Here is a 17,864-nt window from a genome sequence, read left to right on the forward strand (position 1 = left end):
ATGCTTCCGAAGTGAGTTTTGTTCGAATCTCATTCAAGAAGTAACGCTTACAAAACTTTGAGGAGAGGTGCTATGAAAACAAATCAAGCTCCGGCAACAGTCGACCCGCAAGTAAAGAGGGAACTGCGCCTGGAGAAACGAAAGCTCTTACTAAGGGATCTGGTCAGGGACAGGTGGATGTATCTGATGCTGCTGCCAGGAGTGCTGTATTTTATCGTATTTAAATACGTGCCGATGTACGGGGTGACGATGGCTTTTCAGGATTACAAGCCGCATACCGGGTTCTTCGGCAGCCCGTGGGTCGGGTTCAAGCATTTCGAGCGCTTTTTCAGCGAACCGCAGTTTTGGATGCTTTTTCGAAACACCATCATTTTAGCTTTATATAATCTGATCTTTTTCTTTCCGCTGCCGATTATATTGGCGCTCATGCTGAATGAGCTAAGGCGGGAGCGCTTCAAAAGGTTTGTACAAACCTTGATCTACATTCCGCATTTTGTATCCTGGGTTGTCGTTGTCGGTATTTTCTATATATTGTTTACGACCGAGAACGGCATTCTGAATGAAATCATTTATCAGATAACGGGAGAGAAAATCGCATTCCTGCTGGAGAAGGACTGGTTCCGGACGATGATTGTGTCCCAGTCGATCTGGAAGGAAGTAGGCTGGGGCACCGTGATCTTTCTTGCCGCCCTTGCTGGCGTAGACCTGCAGCAGTATGAAGCCGCACGGATCGACGGAGCCGGACGCTGGTGTCAGCTGTGGCATATCACGCTGCCAGCCATCCGCAGCACGATCATCATTTTGCTTATTCTTCGTTTAGGCAACTTCCTGGACTCGGGCTTCGAGCAAATCTTCCTGATGATCACGCCGACAAACCGGGAAGTGAGTGAAGTATTCGATACGTATGTATACACCAAAGGGATGACGCAGGCACAGTACAGTTACAGCGCAGCCGTCGGTTTGTTTAAATCCTTTGTCGGATTGATTCTGGTTCTCGGTTCAAACTGGATGGCCAAGCGATTCGGGGAAGAAGGGGTGTACTAGGAGGATGCCGCGGATGCATTTTTTGAAATGACAGGAGGGAATAAACGTGCGTCAAGATCAAACCTGGGGCAATCGCCTGTTTGATATCATTAACCATTCGATTTTATTCATCGTTGCGATCGTGTGTGTTCTTCCATTCGTGTATGTGCTGGCGGTTTCGTTTGCCAGTCCGGCTGAAGTCGCCAAGGGTGGGTTGATTCTATGGCCCAAAGAATGGTCGCTCGTATCGTACCAATATATTTTCTCGTCCGACACACTGCCGCGAAGCTTGCTCGTTTCGATCTATATTACGGTAGTAGGAACACTAATCAACCTGGCGTTTACATCGCTGATGGCTTATCCGTTGTCCAAGCCTCATCTCCGGGGCAGAAATCCCATCCTGCTCGGCGTATTGATCACGATGCTGTTTAGCGGGGGGATGATCCCAACATACTTCGTCGTGAACGGGTTGAATTTGACCAATACGCTGTGGTCCTTGATGATACCAAGTGCCATCAGTGCGTTTAACCTGATCGTGCTGAAGAACTTCTTCCAGCAAATTCCCGACGGGCTGGAGGATTCGGCTAAAATCGATGGCTGCAATGACTTGGGAGTTCTGATTCGAATTGTGCTTCCATTGTCGCTGCCAGCGATGGCCACGTTCGGTTTGTTTTACGCAGTTGCTCATTGGAACACGTTTTTTAATGCCATTCTATACATCAATGATAACGAGAAATGGCCGATTCAGGTTCTGCTTAGGGAAATCGTGATTTTGGCACAGAGCCGGGTAGGGGATTCCAGCTTCGACGAAATGGACGTGCAGCCGTTAACGATTCGTATGGCGGTCATCGTTTTTGCCACCGTGCCCATTCTGCTCGTGTATCCTTTTCTGCAGAAGCATTTTGCGAAAGGCGTCATGCTGGGCTCAGTGAAAGGATAACCGGTTGGATGCGCCTTCTTCCCAGTAAGAATGCGAGTTCAAAAAGACGGGTTTCTAGGACCGAGAAGGTTGAATGAAGCTAGGAACGTCAGGAGCGGAGCGTACGTTTTGGGTACGTGAGCACCTGAAATGTTTCGTAGGAAACATGCTTCGGAAGCATCTGCTTAGGCCCGGCTGAATTCAAGATTCGACGTCGAACCCTCTTCCCGAACTACTTCGTCATGGGAAGACGACTTTTTGAACTACCTCATAAGAGGGTTTCAATAGAAATGAATATGATGGAGGGCTAAAGATGAAGAAAAGATGGATGACAACCGTTATGGCAATGCTGGCGGGGATGATGGTTGTAACGGCTTGCGGAGACAAAAGCGGCGGGAGCGGGGTCAATGGCGACGGACCTTATCCGCTCACCCTGGTGGTTAATCAGGTTGGGGAAATACCCGACCCGAAAAATCAGATGGAGGAAAAAATACGCGAATACACGAACACGGATCTGCGGATTCAGTGGATCCCCTACTCTGCATACGACGAGAAGGTTAACGTCATGGTCGCTTCCAATGAGCTTCCGAAGCTGATCAAGCTGAACTATACGCCAACGACGATCAGCTCACTCGAAGCCGATCTGTTCTGGGACATCACCGACCAATTGAAAAATTACCCGAATTTGGCCGCGCAGCCGCAGGCCTATTACGACAACATCAGCGTGAACGGCAAAGTATACGGCATCCCTCTGTTCCGGGACATGGGCCGGGCGATCGTCAGCTACCGCAAGGACTGGCTCGATGCAGCCGGCTTGAAGGAGCCTGTCACTCTGGATGATTGGTATGAAATTATCCGATTCAGCACGGAGGAGGATCCGGATGGCAACGGAAAAAGGGACACCTACGGAATGATGCTCGACAAAGGCTATAACCAGGGTACGGCATCGACCTTGACCCGGCTTGCCGTTTCCCAAGGCGCACCTAATAAATGGGGCATCGACGAGCAAGGCAATTTCTATCCGGAGTTTGTATCCGAGCAGTTCTTCGATGTCATGAAGCTGTTTAGAAGATTATATGAAGAGAAGCTGATTAATCAGGATTTCGCCGTGGTTGATTCCTCCGAGCTCAATAAGGTGTATGAATCGGGCCGCGCGAATATCCGGATCTCCGGCGGTAACGGTCAATCGCTGCAAACCAAGCTGGAGAAGGTTGTTCCGGAAGCGGTTGTCGACGTATCTCCGCTGCAAGGTCCAGAAGGCATTCGTGTTCCGGGGGAAAGCGGAAATACCGGCTTCCTGGCAATCCCGAGATCGACGGTCAAGTCTGAAGAAGAGCTGGCTAAAGTGCTGACCTTCGTTGACAAGCTGCTGGATCCCGAGATGGTCAATGTTATTAACAAAGGCATCGAAGGCGTGCATTACAAAGTCGAAGGAGATTATACCGTAACGATCGATGCGGATAAGGACGCTCAAGAAGTCAAGCCTTATCGCGATACGTTTCCACAACGGGGCGATTTGTACAACATGGAGAAGAAACCGAAAGGAACGGAGCTGTTCAACAAGAACAAACAAATCGTGTATGAGAACGAGAATTACATTGTACCGAATCCGGCGCTTACCCTGAAATCGACGACTTACAATGAACGCGGCGGAGAGCTGGAGCAGATCATCACCGATGCGCAAACCAAGTTCATTATGGGGCAGATTGACGAGGCCGGCTGGAAGGCGGAAGTGGAGAAATGGAGAAAGAGCGGCGGAGATCAAATGGCTGCAGAATATAAAGAATCTAACACGAATCAAAAATAGCGGTCATTGAGGAGCAATGTAAACGAGAGACAAAGCTGGCAAGTAAAAGGAAGTGCCTTTGGTGTCCTTGGCTGCTTTGTCTCTCACTACTAATATATCTGTATTAATGATCGAAAGAACATTTCACACGGCTGCCTTATAGGCAAATCACACATTCAACTTATATAAATGAGGCAAATTAGGAGCACTCGGTTCATGGGCTGTCCATTTTCGTTCCAATTAGCACGAGATCAAGATGATTCGTTCTAAGCGCGCCAGCCGGCTTGATTTGCAGCACAAGACCATCGCGGTCAAAACGGCAGGTAAGGATAAACATCTGCTGTTGTTCCAGCAGCTGAATGTGGATCAAGCAGGTCGACGGGTCTGCCCATACGGCACCACAGGCGGAGGGAAGGCCGAAAAAAGGGTCAGGACCGATATGCCAATCATTCATGGAGCATACAACACGGGGACGACCGGTTTCATGAATGAAGGTGAGCTCGCATGCTTGCTCACTGAACGTAAAATGACAACCTGTCCATCCCGGCTCATTAGCAGCTAGGCGATATTGCTGCCCCGAGACCTGCACGGCTGTACTGGAGATCAAGCTTCCATCCGGCAGATGGAGCTTCAAGGCGCTCAGACGCTTCTGCATCCGGTCATAACCGGCATCATCGAAAGGGCAGGGCTCCTGCATGGAAGAAACCAGATGGGTCCAAACGCAGTCGAGGATTCCTTGGTGTTCATCCCGGTTCAGCATGGTGTTGGCCGTCGAGACAAAAACGGCGTCATGGTCTGGGATGACAAGGACGAATTGCCCGCCTGCGCCGAAAGCGCAGTAGGCTTGACGCCTGGCTCGCCAGAACTGGTATCCGTACCCGCTTCGTCCTTCCAGCAGAATTCCGGCGCTGGAGTTATCAACGACCTTGGACGTGCTTAACTCTACCCAGCCCTCCGGCAGGATCCGGATTCCGTTCCACAGCCCGTCCTGCAGATAGAGCTGACCGAATTTGGCCAGATCCTCCGTGGTGCAATAGGCTCCGCTGCCGCCCTGGTTAATTCCGAGCGGGCAGGTCTCCCACTCGATATCCTGCATCCCGAGGGGCTGAAACAAGCGGTCATCGAGATAGTCATGCACGGTTGTCCCCGTAACCCGTTGGAGTATGGCGCAGAGCGTATGCGTACCTGTCGTATCGTAGGCAAAGACGGTCCCCGGGGGATGACTCGGTGGCGTATGAAGATACTCGAACACGATATCCCGGGCCTCTTTATTGGTTGATTTTCGGTGGACGGTTTGCATACTCAGCAGATGCCGGATGGTCATATCGGCTGTGTACGGGTGTACGGTCTCCGGCTGCTTATCCGGAAAAAAATGAATGACCTTGTCCTCCAGGGAGATCCGTCCTTCACCGATGGCAATGCCGACGGCTGCCGATGTCAAGCTCTTGCTGACGGAGAAGATCGGATGCCTTAAATCCTTGTGAAAAGGGGAGTAATAACCTTCGGCAGCTACTTTGCCATGCCGAAGCAGCATAAAGCTGTGCAGGTTCATATTCCTTTCCGTCATATCCTCCATAAAGCGGAGAATGGCGGAAGGAGGAATACCGACGTCCTCCGGACGGACTCGAGCCAGTGCAGTCATCATCATCAACCTCTCGTCTGATTGGATGTACCAGGAGTGTAGGGCGGATACCAACGGTCTTGGCCACTGAGCACATGTTCGATGGTAAACCGTTTAGCCTCGGTCTCAGTGAGCTGCCTGGACCACGCAACCCGCAAGGAGGGGGATGCTCCGGGGCCGCGGCTGCCGAATTCGGCATAACGCGATGTTTCTTCACGGTCCGGTTGGTTCCAGTTATGCCAGCCCTGTGGATGAACGGAGCCGTCCATCTCGGATCGGATGAACACCACATTGGCATAAGCACGCCAAGGCCGGCCAAGGTATACGTTCTCAACACCGGGTGCTCCCGAGATTTTGCAATCGATAAAGACATAGCCAAACTCCGCTTCCTCCGGCGTATTGGCTGCGGTCAGGTAACCACCGGACCGCTTGCAGTGGATGGTGCACCGGTCGAATACGGCCGTTGCAGGCCCAAATATAAAATCGACATCGCCCTCGATATAACATTCGGCAAAGAAATGACGTCCGCCGGACACATAGAGCGTATCTTGATCACCTTCAAGTTTTACATACCGAAAGGACACCCGGTCGGCATCGATAAAGGCAGCGACTGCCTGACCCGTCCCAGGACCGGAATCATTGCGGATGGTCAATTGTTCGGCGCTGAAATCATTTGCGCAGATATAGAAGCTTCCGCTGCGAAAGGTCCCGAGGGGTTGTCCATCTTCATCTAAGGTGTGGGCGTTATCCGAATATGTAAGAATCGTTTCTTCAGGTCCTTCACCGATCATACGGATGGCTGGTTTCGATGAAGGAATGTTGATTTTCTCACGGTAAACACCTTTTTTAATTTCGATGATGACAAGACAATCGGACTGTTCGGGAATCGAGTCGATTGCAGATTGCACCGTCACGAAGTCGCCTTGCCCGTTGGGATCTACTGTGATTTTCATCGATGAACACGCTCCTCTATGGATTTTATATCTATGTTATCGAATTGGAGATTCYAATAAAAACATCTCCGATGTTTAAATCGAGTCATTCTTTGCCTTTTTTGCCGGATTTGAAAAAAAACAGCTTCTTAGACTTGTTTTCTAGAGGGAAAGTAAACAGAGCATAAAATGCAAAAAACGCGATTGATTCAGCATCAAATCCGGAATTTTTATCGTTTATGTTTCTTTATAATGAGGCTTGAGATTAAATCTTCCAAGGATATTGAGGTGAGGCGGTATTGAAGCAAGAGAACAATTGGTCCGTCCGGACGGCGGAAACCATTCTCCGTCAAGCGGACAGCGAGGGACTTCACCCGGAAATTGCCCGCCGGTGGGCGTATGTTCCCGGGATGATGCTCATGGCGGTCGCCCGCACAGGGGACTTTTATAACAAGGACGATTATTTTGATTTCATGAAGCGGCATATGGATCTGTTTGTTCAGGCTGATGGGGACATTCGGGGGTACAGAATCGAAGAATATAATCTGGACCAGATCAATCAGGGGAAAAATTTATTTGCGCTAAGTGCCAGATTTCATGACTCCCGTTATGAAAAGGCTTCCCATACGCTAGCCGCCCAGCTGATCAGCCAGCCCAGAACGACGGACGGCGGTTTTTGGCACAAAAAAGTATACCCGTTTCAGATGTGGCTGGATGGGCTCTATATGTCATCGCCGTTTCTGGCCCAGTATGCCAAAACTTATAACCAGCCTGAACTGTTCGACGAGGTAGCTCACCAGCTTCTGCTGGTGGAGCGTAGAACCCGGGATTCCAAGACGGGCCTGCTCTATCACGGATGGGATGAAGCGAAGGAACAGGTATGGGCCGATCCGGAAAGCGGGCGGTCCCCGCATTTTTGGAGCCGGGCCTTGGGCTGGTATGCGATGGCGCTAGTGGACAGTCTTGAATTTTTTCCGGTAGATCATCCGAAGCGAGGTACGATGATTGGCATATTCGAACGCCTAAGCCGAGCGCTGGCACGTTATCAGGAGAAAGAGAGCGGGCTGTGGTTCCAGGTGCTCGATCAGGGCTTCCGGGAAGGCAATTATCTTGAAACCTCCGGCTCCTCCATGTTTATTTACGCTTTGGCCAAGGGCGTTCGGCTCCAGTATCTGGAACAGCCTTCAAGACCTGTTGCGGAGCGGGCTTACGAAGGTTTGATCCAGCGGTTTGTTGAGGCTGGCAAAACCGGCGTGCATCTTCATTCCATATGTCATGGAGCGGGGCTCAGCGATGACCGCAACGGCTCGTATGAATATTACATCAGTGAACAAGTGGTGTCCGACGCCCAGATTGGCGTAGCGCCTTTCATCCTTGCCAGTCTGGAAATGGAGCGGTTAGCAGATTCGTGATAGGAGGAGGAACTAAATGATGCACTCATCGTCATCGCTGCAAGCATTACAGAACAAATCATGGTTGTCGGATCAGGGAGACGGGACGTTCGTGAACCCGGTGCTTCATGCGGATTATTCGGATCCGGATGTGATCCGGGTCGGGGAAGATTTTTATATGACGGCCTCCAGCTTCGGTCATCTGCCGGGACTGCCGATTCTGCACTCGAAGGATTTGATTAACTGGAGGATTATTAATCATGTGCTGCCCCGGATGGAGCTGCCGGGCTATGACGTCCCTCAACATGGGAACGGCGTCTGGGCTCCGGCCCTTCGGTTCCATGACGGCAAGTACTGGGTGTTCTATGGGGATCCGGATGTCGGCATCATGATGAGCACAGCTGCGGACCCGGCAGGCAGCTGGACGCCTCTGCATCTGGTTCAAGAGGGGAAAGGCTTGATCGACCCGTGTCCGTTCTGGGACGATGACGGCCAGGCCTACCTGGTTCACGCGTTTGCCAAAAGTAGATGCGGCATCAAGCATCTGTTAAGAATGTGCCGGATGTCCCCGGACGGAAAGCGCCTCTTGGATGAAGGTCAGATTGTCTTCGACGGGACCGAACGTCATCCGACGATGGAAGGGCCGAAGATGTATAAACGAAATGGTTATTACTATATTTTTGCGCCTGCCGGGGGAGTATCAACGGGGTGGCAGACCGTGCTTCGGTCAACCTCGGTCTTTGGCCCTTATGAAGACAAAATCGTACTGCATCAAGGCGATAGCCCGATTAACGGCCCGCATCAGGGCGGCTGGGTAGAGCTGGATTCGGGAGAATCCTGGTTTATGCATTTTCAAGACAAAGGGGCCTACGGAAGAATTGTTCATCTGCAGCCGATACGCTGGGTGGATGATTGGCCGGAAATGGGTGCCGATACGAATGGAGACGGGATCGGCGAACCGGTTCTGCGTTATCCGAAGCCAAACGTCGGCGGGGAACACAGGATTGAGGCACCGGACGATTCAGACGAGTTCGAAGACGCTCAGCTTGGCCTTCAGTGGCAGTGGCAGGCTAATCCGAATCCGGCCTGGTATGCATTCGAGGAGGAAAGCCATTTGCGATTATTCGCCTTCCCGGTGCCGGAGAACCAGCCTTCGCGCACGATCTACGATGCTCCTCACTTGCTGATGCAGAAATTCCCGGCGGAAGTATTTCATGCGGAAGCCAAACTGGATGGAACGGCGCTAAAGCCTGGTGAACGGGCGGGCTTGATCGTATTCGGACGAACATTCGCTTATGCGGCCATTCAGATGAAGGCGGACGGCTCCGGCATGGAAATCATCCAGGCCCAAGGGAACGGCTCGGAGGAGAATGTGGTGTGGTCCGACGGATTGGATGAAGGGAAGGTAACGCTTCGGGTGACCGTTCATCCCGGTGCTCAATGCCGCTTCTATTTTGCTTCTGCCGATGGTCCTTTCTTGCCGTGCGGAGATAGGGAGTTCGAAGCCGAAAAGGGTCACTGGGTCGGTGCCAAGGTCGGATTGTTCGCGGCAAGTACGGAAGAACAAGCGGATAGAGGGTATGTGGATATCGACTGGTTTAGGGTTGGAAGAGGAGAGATATAGAAAGAGAAAGATTACGGGGCTGCTCCAAGACGGTAACAACTTTGGAACAGCCCCGATTCTATCCATGACGCTTGCGGTACTGAAGAGGCGTGGTCCCCGCGATTTTTTTGAAGGTTTTATTAAAGTGGGCAATATGCTCAAATCCGGCTTGCTCGGAGATGAATTGTACGGATTCTCTGCTGTTCACGAGCATTTTCTGTGCTTCGCGAATTCGTACCACCTGCAGGTATTCGCGAAAGTGAAAGCCTGTCAGCTTGGTGAACACTCTGCTGAGATAGGAAGGGCTGATGTAAAACTGCTTGGCGACCTGCTCCAGCGTAAGCCTTTCATGATAATTGGATTTGATATATTGGGCAATTTCTGAAATTTTCTGATGCATCGGATGCTCATATTCATGGGTTTGGAATTGAAGCGTGGTCTCGATCCGATGAAGGCGGATGAGCAGCTCGTTCATCCATGCGCGAACCAATGAGCTGTAGTGAGTCTGCTCCGTTTGGCATTCTGCGAGCATCGAGAGGAGCAACCGTTCGATTTCGGGCTGATGCTTCAGCGGAATGCGAACGAGTCTGGACGTCCCGTGATCGAGCAGCTTGGCGACGCCGGCATCGCCTTGTTCGATGAAGCTTCTGGAGAAGCTGATCAGCACCCGCTCGAAGGTCAGCTTATCGGAGCTTGCCGTTGAGTGGAGATCATGCGGGTTCACGATCATCATGTCCCCTTTTTTGACGGTAAACACGTTATCGTCCATGAAGTAGACCCGCTCACCGTTAAGCAAGTAATACAGCTCAAAGTAGGGATGCTCATGCGGACGGGGCATGCTGCTGGAACCGTTTCGCGACATGTATTGGATGGAGAAATCATGATCTCCGATATGGTACTTGGGCTGCAGCCGGTCATTCATTCCTCATTAACTCCTTAGTTCGCATGGTTGGATTACCACCGATTGTGATCGTAGAAAATTATATATCATGCCTGCAGCCGATCTTCAAGGGCTTTGAACGCAATCGGCAACAATTTTTAAGATGAAAGAAAGTATGAGTTTTCAGAGGAGCAGAAGTTTTTTTAACCCCGGATGGAATAGAGGTCCCGATGGAACGCCATGGCCATGTCATCGAAATGCCTACCGAACAAGGCGGAAGGTATATCGTCCTGCCGGTATAAATCGAATAAGCAATCTTACAAATACGGAGGTACACATGATCAAACAAACAGAAGAAGCGATATGTCCTGACTTGCCAGTGATCCCGGAGTATATCGTAACGATTACGGACTATGGAGCCGTTGGAGACGGCGTATATGACAACACCGAGGCATTTCATCAAGCGATTGAAGCCTGCGTTAAGGCCGGTGGTGGGAAGGTGGTCATCCCTCCCGGGATCTGGCACACCGGTCCATTGACCCTGCAGAGCCGGATTGAGCTTCACGCCTCTGCCGGTGCGCTTGTTGTGTTCAGCAAGCAATTCGAAGCTTATCCGATCCGGATGTCTACTTATGAGGGCCGGCAGATGTTCCGCTGCCAGTCTCCGCTCGATGGAGAAGGGCTGGAGGATATCGCGATTACCGGCAGCGGCATCTTTGACGGAAGCGGCGAAGCCTGGAGGCCGGTTAAGCAAGGGAAGCTGACCGAAAGCCAGTGGGATCGTTTAATTCACAACGGTGGTGTCGTGGATGGCGAGGGACTGTGGTGGCCAACGCCGGCTGCCCGGGACGGGAAGGAGAACTTGGCCCGGATCGAACAGACAGGCAGCGAGGATCCACATGACTATGCGCCTGTGAGAGACTACCTGAGGCCCAATCTGCTCAGCTTTAGAAAGTGCAAGCGGATCCTGCTCAGCGGCCCGACCTTTCAAAACTCCGCAGCCTGGTGCCTGCATCCTTGGGCATCAGAGCAGATTACCATTCAGAACATTACCGTCCGCAATCCATGGTATGCCCAGAACGGGGACGGTCTGGACATCGATTCATGCAAATGCGTAATCGTGGAAAACAGCTCGTTTGATGTAGGAGATGATGCGATTTGTCTGAAGTCCGGTAAAAATGAAGCCGGGCGCCTGCTGGGAAAGCCGAGTGAGCGGATCAGCATCCGGAACTGCACCGTTTATCACGGCCACGGCGGCATCGTGGTCGGCAGTGAAATGTCCGGAGGCATCAAGGATGTATACGTATCCGATTGCACCTTCATCGGCACCGATATCGGCATTCGTTTTAAAAGTTGCCGCGGTCGCGGCGGCGTGGTCGAGAACATCTTCATTGAAAGGATCCGGATGCGGGATATCGACGGGGATGCGATCTCCTTCAATTTATATTACGAAGGGAAAGCCGGCTCCGGCGAGTATCAAACGGAAGTGATGCTGCCCGTTACCGAGGAAACCCCCGTGTTCCGGAATATTGTCATTCAGGATATTGTGTGCAGCGGTGCGCACACTGCGCTGCTCATCAACGGCTTGCCGGAGATGCCGGTGGAGAACTTGACGGTGAAGAGGTCGGCCATCACAAGTCGGGAAGGCATTGTATGCCGAAATGGAAAGAACCTCAGTATTCAGGACATCGTCCTTCGTAATCAGGAAAATCAGCTGCTTCTCTTTCACCAAAGCCGAAATGCTCAGGTGGCGAATGTCAGCGGAGAAGGGGGCTCACAGGATGACCGCCTGCTGGTGGTGACCGGGGAACGGTCCAGGCAAATCGAATGCTCGGGGCTGAAGGCCGATAAGGCTAGGCAGATTATGATTTCTTCTGAAGTGGAACCGGAGGAGGTCGTGATCAAGTAGCTTTGCTGTTGGATTCAATAAGGCTTAGAAAGGAGGTGATCGAATTATAACCGTTGCAAGCATTTCAAAATGATAAGGAGGTACGCAATTGATAGCAGCAAAATGGTTAAAGCAAATGCTTGTCCTCACCATGCTGTTCACAAGTTTTTCCGGCGGAGCCGCTTATGCTGAGGAGGGCACAGAAATCATAACCCCGTCCAATTCCTCGCGAACGCCGGCATTTCCGGGGGCCGAAGGCGGTGGAAAGTATACGACCGGCGGCCGTGGCGGCAACGTGTACGAGGTAACGACGTTGGCCGACTCGGGCCCAGGCTCGCTTCGTGATGCGGTCAGTGCTGGAAACCGGACCGTTGTATTTAAAGTCGGCGGCGTCATCGAGCTGAAATCTCCCCTTAAGATTCTCGGAGACAATCTGACGATTGCCGGCCAAACGGCGCCGGGCGATGGAATTACGGTCATCGGGTATCCAACGTCCTTTGATGGAAACAACCTGATCATCCGTTATATGCGATTCCGTCTGGGCGATATGAATGAAACGGAAGCAGACTCTTTTGGCGGACGGTATAAGAAAAACATTATCATCGACCACTCCTCGTTCAGCTGGTCCGTCGACGAAGTGCTCAGCCCTTACGGTAACGAAAATGTCACGGTGCAGTGGTCGATCATAGCAGACGCCATGCACATTAGCAAACATGTCAAAGGCAGACACGGCTACGGCGGGATATGGGGCGGCAAGAACACCAGCTTTCATCATAATTTGATCGCCCACAACTCCAGCCGCAACCCGGCGTTTGACAGCACGGCAGGCAATTCCCATGATTTTCGCAATAACGTTGTTTACAACTGGGGATTCTTTGCTTCGTACGGAGGCAAAGGCGCGGTTACCAATATGATCAACAATTATTACAAGCCCGGACCTGAAACGGAAGTGGTTCGGTTTATGAATGCGGAGAGTACCGGAAGCTACTATATTGACGGCAACGTTATGGACGGATATCCGGAATATACACAGGATAACTGGTCCGGCGTTCATAAGTATCCGGATTACGTGAAGCTGGAAACTCCCGCTTCCTTTGCCAATCCACTGCCGACCGAATCCGCCGAAGAGGCTTATGAAGCGGTTATGCAAAGCGCCGGAGCCACCCTGCCGAAACGGGATGCCGTCGATGCCAGAATCATCCATGACGTTATTCACCGAACCGGCATGCATATCAACTCTCAGAATGAAGTAGGCGGATATCCGCTAGTAGAGATGGTCAGATCCACGTTAGAAGATGATGATCATGATGGTATGCCGAATGATTGGGAGATCGCTCGCGGGCTGGACCCGAGAGATCCGAGTGACCGCAATCTGGCCAATGAGGAAGGATACACGAATCTGGAGCTGTATTTGAATTCCATGACGGGAAACGGATCAGCTAATCCCTCTGCAGTCATTACCGCTCCGGCAAACAACACGGTGGTCAAAGCCGGATCGAACGTGACGATTGAAGCGTCCGTGTCCGATAAAGACGGAAGCGTATCGAAGGTCGAGTTTTACCGGAACGGAGAGAAGGTTGGAGAGGACGACAGCATGCCGTTCCGCTATGAGTGGACGGACGCTGCGGACGGCACCCATTATTGGGCCGCGAAAGCGATCGACGATACGGGAACGATGGCGTTCTCGACGAGCGTGGTCGTTCATGCGAACACCGAAGGGAGCATCGAGCCTTGGAAGTCGGCCGATATAGGCAGTCCGGGAATACCGGGACACACCCAGCTTGGTGATGCCCTCGGCGAGATGACCGTCAAGGCAGCAGGCGATATCGGCGGAGCGAAGGGCGTCTTTCATTTTGCCTATCAGGAGATCGAGGGGGACGCTGAAATTGTGGCCCGGGTTGAATACATTACCCCAACGAACGAGGAAGCAGAAGCCGGCATCATGTTCCACGAGAGCCTGAAGGAGGATGCTCCATTCGTTTCCCTGGTCGTCCCTTATATTCGTACGGGGAAAAGAGGTGTTACCCTGAGTCGAGCCGAGGAGGGCGGAGAGGTTGCGAGAATTCAGCCGGAGCAGCAATTTCAGCTGCCTTATTGGATTAAGCTTGTCCGCAAGGATAACCAATTCACATCAATGATCTCTCAAGATGGAACCAGCTGGACCACGGTCGGAAACGTCCAAGTCGATTTGCCTAAGCAAGCCTATGTCGGACTCGTGGCGGATGCGGCCAAAGTGAACAATGAGACGTGGAAATACAATACCTCGACATTTACTAACATCAATATATCGGCAGATACAGGCAGCGGCCCGAAAACCGTATATTATGTGAACGATGATTTTGAAAACCTTGAAGCCGGCTCGGTGCCTGACAGATATGGCGTGATCCCGGATCCGCAGGATGCCGATCATACGGTCACGGTGGAGCAAGTGCCTGCGAATTCTACGGGCAACGATTCCGAGAAGTCGCTAAAGGTATACGATAATGCAGTAGGCAGCACCGGGTTTGCCATGAGCTTCCCGCAGCAGTTGGGTACGGTAGTCGTCGAGACGGATTTCATGTCCCCGGCCATGCCCGGCACTTCGGTGCTGCTTCAGATTAAGGATGCAGAAGGTACCAAGACGCCGATTGCTCTTGAGGTGCGCAAGCCGCAGTTACCGATTCAGGAGGATGCGTACGCCCTGGTTTACAAGAACAAGAATGGGCAAGACGTAAAGTTAACCGACCTTCCGGCCGCTAACCGCTGGTACAATCTGAAGGTCATTGCCAATGCGGCGGCTAACACCATGGATATTTACGTAGACAACGCACTGGCAGCCGAGCAGGTTGAGTTTAGAGACGATATGCGGACATTAGGAGTAGGTAGCGCATTGTTCGGCAGAACGCCCGGAACCGGCAAGGGAACTTATTACTTCGACAACATCAAGGTATACGTGGAACCGGCAGCCGCACCTAAAGGACTACGGGCGATCTCTGGGAACGGGAAGGTTCAGCTGGATTGGGATAACGCCCAAGGTGCTTTATCGTATACCGTCAAAAGAAGCACGACAAACGGGGGGCCGTACGAGACGGTGGCATCCGATCTGAGTGCTTCCAATCCATCGTATACGGATACAAGCGTAATTAACGAAACCACTTATTATTATGTGGTTACCGGCGTGAGTGATTTAGGAGAAAGCGATCCCTCGAACCAAGTGCGTGTTACGCCATCGGTGAATGCCGTAAAGCCGCAAGCCCCGACGGAGCTCGCGGGACTTAGCCGCAACACACAGGCTGATCTCACCTGGCAGCCGGTGGAGCATGCGGTCACCTATACGGTGAAGCGAAGCGAAAGTCAGGAAGGGCCTTATATTGAGGCAGGACGCGCAGAAGAGCCTTTCTTTAGAGATACGGGGCTTGTAAACGGTAAAGTCTACTATTATACGGTGACGGCGACAAGCGTTGCCGGCGAAAGCGAGGCGTCCGACCCGGTCGAGGTCCGTCCGGTGGCGCCGCTAGAGTCGCCAGCGGATGTTAAAGCGAGTGCCGGCGATGCATCGGCGGTGATCTCGTGGAATGCCTCACCCGATGCTTCGAGTTATCAGATCAAGCGAAGCACCGTTCTCGGCGGCCCATACAAGGTCATTGCCGATCAAGTAAAGGATATCCGCTATGAGGAAAGCGGCTTGGAGAACGGGACGGCCTACTATTATGTTGTTTCCGCACATAACGGCACCGCCTCCAGCGCGAATTCTGAAGCGGTTCGGGTCATTCTATTCCCTGCGAATACCTCGCCGCCTCCGGGTGATCTTCGACTAAACCCGGCCAAAGACCACGTCAAGCTGTCCTGGTCAGCCGTAGAAGGTGCAGCTTCTTATCAAATCAGAAGGTCGGAATCAAGAAGCGAATCAGGAAGTGTCGTCGCCTCCGATTTGCGGCAGCCCGGTTTTATCGATACGGATGTCGTTGCCGGCACAACTTATTATTATTCGGTGCAGTCGGTAAACGAGAACGGGCCGGGCGTCGGAAGCGATCCTCAAGGAGCAACGCCTGCTTCCGTCATCGTCGTGGCGAAAGACGGCATAGGCATGTTTACCAGCGTTCAAGCCGCGGTGGACTCCATCCCGGATGGCAATACGGACCGAACGATAATCTATATCCGTAATGGAATCTATGAGGAGCAGGTTACCGTTCCCAAGACGAAGCATGCCGTGAGCTTTATTGGCGAGAGCAAGGAAGATACGGTCATTACCTATACCGGGATAACGGGCACCGGATTCAATGAACGTGCCACCGCCGTCGAATCCGATGATTTTACCGCCGAGAACATCACGTTTGCGAATGGAGCGGGTCCTCAAGGCCCGGCGCCCGCGCTGGACCTTCGGGGAGACCGGGCCTATTTCAACAATGTCCGCATGATCGGTTATCAGGATACGTTCTTTGTGAACAATGCCGGGAAACGGGTCTATGTAAAGAACAGTTATATTGAAGGAGCGGTGGATTTTATCTATGGACCTGGAATCGCCGTGTTTGACCAGAGCGTCATTCACAATGTCCGTTCAGGCGGATATATTACCGCTGCCAGCACGCCGGAAAATCAGCCCTACGGATATTTGTTCCTCAACAGCAGGATTACAGGAGCGGATGGAATCGAAGATGTCTACCTCGGGCGACCATGGAGACCCTTTGCCCATGTGCTGTTCATGAACACGGAAATGGAAGGAATCGTGCACGATAAAGGCTGGCATAACTGGGGACGACCGGATAACGAGAAAACCGCCAAATACTATGAATATAACAATACCGGACCTGGTGCGGCAGCCGAAGCCCGCGCGAATTGGTCGAAGCAGCTCACGCCGGAGGAAGCGAATCTGTACACGATTCCAATGATGATGAAGGGATCGGATGGTTGGGATCCGACTAGAATGCCTGTTCTTCCGCAGCCTTACGGGGAAGAAGACGATACACCTCCGCACACATCGTCCAAAATAACACCGGAAACACCGAACGGCCTGAACGGCTGGTATACGGTGCCGGTTACCATTGAATTGAGTGCGGAAGACGACGGTTCAACTGTTACCGAAACCGTCTACAGTTTAGACGGTATCACCTGGACTTCGTACTCGGGGCCGATCGTTCTGGACCGGGAAGCGGCCGCGGCTGCGATATACTATCGCTCCGTCAACGCTGCAGGTCTTGAAGAAAGCATCCGATCCATTGTATTGAACATGGATCTGTCCCCACCGGATATTCACGTAGAAACACCGGTACAGGAGGGAGGATGGAATGTCTCCAGGGATTGGACGCCGATCATTGAAATGAGCGATTCCGTTTCCGGCGTCGACGACAGCCGGACGGTTATCAAGCTGGACGGTAATCCCGTTCAACCCGGTGAAGCCATCCCGCTGTATCAGCTCCCGCTCGGGAGTCATGTCTTAACCGTTGAAGGAGCAGATCTTGCGGGCAATACGTCAGTAGCTGAGATTGAATTTCAGACGGTTACGAGCACCGGTGATATGATCGCTTTGATCGAACGGTTCCTGAGCAGCGGAGAGATTGGGAATGCCGGTATCGCCAACAGTTTGACAAAGAAGCTGGAAAAGGGAAATATGGGCAGCTTTGAGAACGAGGTCCGGGCACAGCGGGGCAAACATGTGTCAGAACTGGCGGCGGACATCCTGCTGCGGCATGCCGAGGCATTAAGAGAAGGGATTATATAAGTTCTAAAGCCCTCAAATTTTGAATCACGCTGGATATCATGATGCTTCTATTCCAGAATCCACAAAACAGGGATGATGAGATCCCTGTTTTTGTGTTGCTCTGGCTCCCGTAGTTCTCGGATC

The 17,864-nt window shown here is 52.1% G+C and carries 10 protein-coding genes; 7 read left to right on the forward strand and 3 right to left on the reverse strand.

Annotated elements, in window-relative coordinates; translation table 11 throughout:
* Positions 1 to 72: 72 nt before the first annotated feature.
* From ACPV3A_RS24625 to ACPV3A_RS24635, 3 genes are all read left to right on the forward strand, one after another.
* Positions 73 to 1,044, forward strand: a complete 972-nt coding sequence (locus tag ACPV3A_RS24625; RefSeq protein ID WP_426201821.1) for an ABC transporter permease — start codon at positions 73 to 75, stop codon at positions 1,042 to 1,044.
* Between the two features lie 46 nt (positions 1,045 to 1,090).
* Positions 1,091 to 1,963 carry a carbohydrate ABC transporter permease gene (locus ACPV3A_RS24630; RefSeq protein WP_194542446.1) on the forward strand — a complete coding sequence of 291 codons (873 nt, stop codon included), beginning with the start codon at positions 1,091 to 1,093 and terminating at the stop codon, positions 1,961 to 1,963.
* 292 nt (positions 1,964 to 2,255) lie between these two features.
* Positions 2,256 to 3,749 carry an extracellular solute-binding protein gene (locus ACPV3A_RS24635; RefSeq protein WP_426201823.1) on the forward strand — a complete coding sequence of 498 codons (1,494 nt, stop codon included), beginning with the start codon at positions 2,256 to 2,258 and terminating at the stop codon, positions 3,747 to 3,749.
* A gap of 193 nt (positions 3,750 to 3,942) precedes the next feature.
* Here the strand turns inward: ACPV3A_RS24635 and ACPV3A_RS24640 are convergent, their stop codons facing one another.
* On the reverse strand, positions 3,943 to 5,376 hold the full coding sequence (locus tag ACPV3A_RS24640; protein WP_194542448.1) for a serine hydrolase domain-containing protein: 1,434 nt from the start codon (positions 5,374 to 5,376) through the stop codon (positions 3,943 to 3,945).
* A complete protein-coding gene (locus tag ACPV3A_RS24645; RefSeq protein ID WP_426201825.1) occupies positions 5,376 to 6,302 on the reverse strand; it encodes a pectinesterase family protein in 927 nt (308 codons plus the stop codon). Before ACPV3A_RS24645 ends, ACPV3A_RS24640 begins: the two co-directional genes overlap by 1 nt.
* 278 nt (positions 6,303 to 6,580) lie before the next feature.
* On the opposite strand from ACPV3A_RS24645, the gene ACPV3A_RS24650 reads away from it, so the two are divergent.
* Positions 6,581 to 7,693, forward strand: coding sequence for a glycoside hydrolase family 88/105 protein (locus ACPV3A_RS24650; RefSeq protein ID WP_426201827.1), 1,113 nt, complete (start codon positions 6,581 to 6,583; stop codon positions 7,691 to 7,693).
* Positions 7,694 to 7,709: 16 nt separating this feature from the next.
* Positions 7,710 to 9,296: a glycoside hydrolase family 43 protein gene (locus ACPV3A_RS24655; protein ID WP_426201829.1), complete on the forward strand. Its 1,587-nt coding sequence runs from the start codon at positions 7,710 to 7,712 to the stop codon at positions 9,294 to 9,296.
* 58 nt (positions 9,297 to 9,354) lie between these two features.
* Here ACPV3A_RS24655 and ACPV3A_RS24660 read toward each other — a convergent pair whose 3' ends face one another.
* The gene (locus tag ACPV3A_RS24660) at positions 9,355 to 10,197 is read right to left on the reverse strand and encodes a helix-turn-helix transcriptional regulator (protein ID WP_194542452.1); all 843 of its coding nucleotides are present in this window, start codon (positions 10,195 to 10,197) and stop codon (positions 9,355 to 9,357) included.
* Between the two features lie 295 nt (positions 10,198 to 10,492).
* Here ACPV3A_RS24660 and ACPV3A_RS24665 point away from each other — a divergent pair, with 295 nt between their 5' ends.
* A complete protein-coding gene (locus ACPV3A_RS24665) occupies positions 10,493 to 12,064 on the forward strand; it encodes a glycoside hydrolase family 28 protein (RefSeq protein ID WP_426201832.1) in 1,572 nt (523 codons plus the stop codon).
* A gap of 88 nt (positions 12,065 to 12,152) precedes the next feature.
* A complete protein-coding gene (locus tag ACPV3A_RS24670; RefSeq protein WP_426201833.1) occupies positions 12,153 to 17,741 on the forward strand; it encodes a pectinesterase family protein in 5,589 nt (1,862 codons plus the stop codon).
* The last annotated feature ends 123 nt before the right edge of the window (positions 17,742 to 17,864 follow it).

Origin of the sequence: Paenibacillus sp. Dod16 (genome assembly GCF_049893405.1) — a bacterium.
GTDB lineage: Bacteria > Bacillota > Bacilli > Paenibacillales > Paenibacillaceae > Paenibacillus_AQ.